Source organism: Collinsella sp. HCP28S3_B9 (genome assembly GCF_052066095.1).
Classification (GTDB): Bacteria; Actinomycetota; Coriobacteriia; order Coriobacteriales; family Coriobacteriaceae; genus Collinsella.
On the sequence record NZ_JBQHST010000055.1, the window covers coordinates 1 to 2,208 of the forward strand.

Genomic DNA, 2,208 nt, shown 5'->3' on the forward strand with positions numbered 1-2,208 from the left:
CAACTTCCGCACCTACCGCGACAAGGCGGTCTTCTCCCTCTCGCTCGACGGCCTTCGCATCGACGAGATCCTCTCCGCCCAGATCGACCTCTACCGCGCCGACGAGGGCACCTTGAAGCTGTTCCGCAGCAAGGGCAGGCGCGAGGGCGAGGGGCGCGTCTGCGTCTTGTCGGAGCGCTCGCGGCGCCTGCTGGAGGAGTACCTCTACAACGAGCGCAGCGCCGTCGAGGGGAAGCTGATCGATTCCGGAGTGCTCATACCGACCGAGATCTTCCTGAACCTGCGCGAGCGCGAGGGCAGCTTCGGCAAGCCGATGGCCTACCACAACGCGCTCGAGATCATCAAGCGCGCCGCCAAGCACGCCGGCCTCGACCCCGCCAAGGTGCGCACCCACTCCGGCAGGAGCACGAAGATGGAGGAGCTCCTCAGGCAGCAGGCCCTAGACCCCGCCTCCCTCACCGACAACCAGATCCTGGACATCATGGGCTGGAAGAGCATGGAGTCTGCCGAGCCCTACAAGAACAGGCAGGACAGGGTGACCGCCGTCGAGAACTGGAAGAGGCTCGAAGCAGCCAAGGAGAAGAGGCGCGCCGATGATCAGGCAACCTGAGGAGGCGCTCGAGCACATCAGGGACAACTCCGGGGGTGCGAAGCGCAGCAACAACTACACCCATGTCGCAGACACGGCGACGGTGAGCGACTTTGCTGCCTTGGCCGCCTGCGTGGAGTCGCGCACGCCGCTGCCCTCCTGCGAGGGCCTGGAGGAGTCGCTGAAGGGGACATATAGCTATGGGACCCTGTGTCGTCTTGCCCTGACCTCCATGTTCTCGGAGGAGGAGCTGAGCGACTACTTCCTCGACGTGCTCGTCTCCATGCACGAGGACGAGGAAGCCTGGGAAAAGCCCGGCATAAAGAAGCTCTTCAAGGTGATAACCGGGTTGACCTACCAGGTCAGGGACCGCGTTAACCCCCTGATACGTATCTTTGGCGAGACGTACATGGAGCGCTTCTACACCTATCACCGCTTCCCGGTGCAGATCGGGGACCGCGCCGTCGAGGCCATCAATCATCGGGAACCCCTTGCAGCGGTCCGCGAGGAGTTCAACGGAAGATACTTCAGAAGAGCTCACGACTCCTTCCTGATGTGGCTCGACAACTGTGTTGTCGAGGAGATCGGCGAGGAGGAGTTCGCGGCGTATGTGCGCGACATGGCAGAGAAGTATGCCTCGGGGCTGTCCGATCGCAACTACCGACACTTCACCTACCCGCGCCTGACCGCGTACATCTTCGGGTTCTCCTGGCGCCCTGTCGGGAGGTACCGAAAGCACAGAGAGAGGGGGCACGGCAAGCGGTGGGACTATCGCAGGCTGCATGAAGTAATCGCTAGGGAGATGTTGCCCTACACGTACGCTGCGTACGCTACGACCTCTAACCGGACCACCGTATATGAATTCCTAGATCTCAGCGCGGAGGAACGCGCCTATTACGACGAGAAAGCTGTGCGGGTTGACAAGAGCTCCGTCCCTGCTGGACTGCTTGTCGCAGGTGACTCCCAGTTGCCGGCACCGGAACTGCCAGGCGGCGTCAGCTTCGAGGAGCTCCTGGGCGCATACGATGCGTTCTTCGCCGGCAGGTACCTGGCCCCCGACTCTCCGAGGGGGCCGATCTTGCCCCTCCACAGATTCCGTCGCGACTTCAAGGAGCACTTGGCAGCCGAGGACGCGAGGATGTGCGCGGCATTCAGGATGACGAGGCGGACCCCCGCCCTCGCCAGCGCCTTCGACGAGCATCTCGAGGGCAAGATCGCCGGCCTGCGCAGGCTAATGTTCGACGGCAACGCCGACGATGTGGCCAGCGACAAGGCGGAGGTGTGGATCTACATCCCCAAGGGGGAGACGTTCACAGGAAGGTCGGTCGACTTCTCCTCGCTGGGAAGCGCGGGCGCCTTCCAGCAAGACGCGAGGGAGTTCCTGAGGTCTCTCTACCGGAGGGCAGCCTCGGCTGACAACCCCCGCGCATTGGGGCGGATCCCGGAGGCGATGGGCGACCTGCTGCGCGTGCTCGCGATCCTCGGCGGCGAGTACGGCATCGCCCGCCCGGAGGACGTGGGTGAGCTGCATATCCTTGCCGTGCTCTCGCATCTGAGCAAGGAGGGCCTTGCACCGAGCACGCTCAGCGGGTACCTGTGCAGCTGCAGGGCCTTCTTCC

2 protein-coding genes are annotated in these 2,208 nt (G+C 63.6%); both read left to right on the forward strand.

Going from position 1 to position 2,208, the window contains the following annotated elements; all coding sequences use genetic code 11:
• A partial coding sequence (locus tag ACTNBB_RS08990) for a tyrosine-type recombinase/integrase (protein WP_441071089.1) occupies positions 1-610 on the forward strand: 610 nt, incomplete at its 5' end.
• On the forward strand, positions 594-2,208 hold a 1,615-nt coding region (locus ACTNBB_RS08995; protein ID WP_441071091.1), incomplete at its 3' end, for a hypothetical protein. The genes ACTNBB_RS08990 and ACTNBB_RS08995, both read left to right, overlap by 17 nt.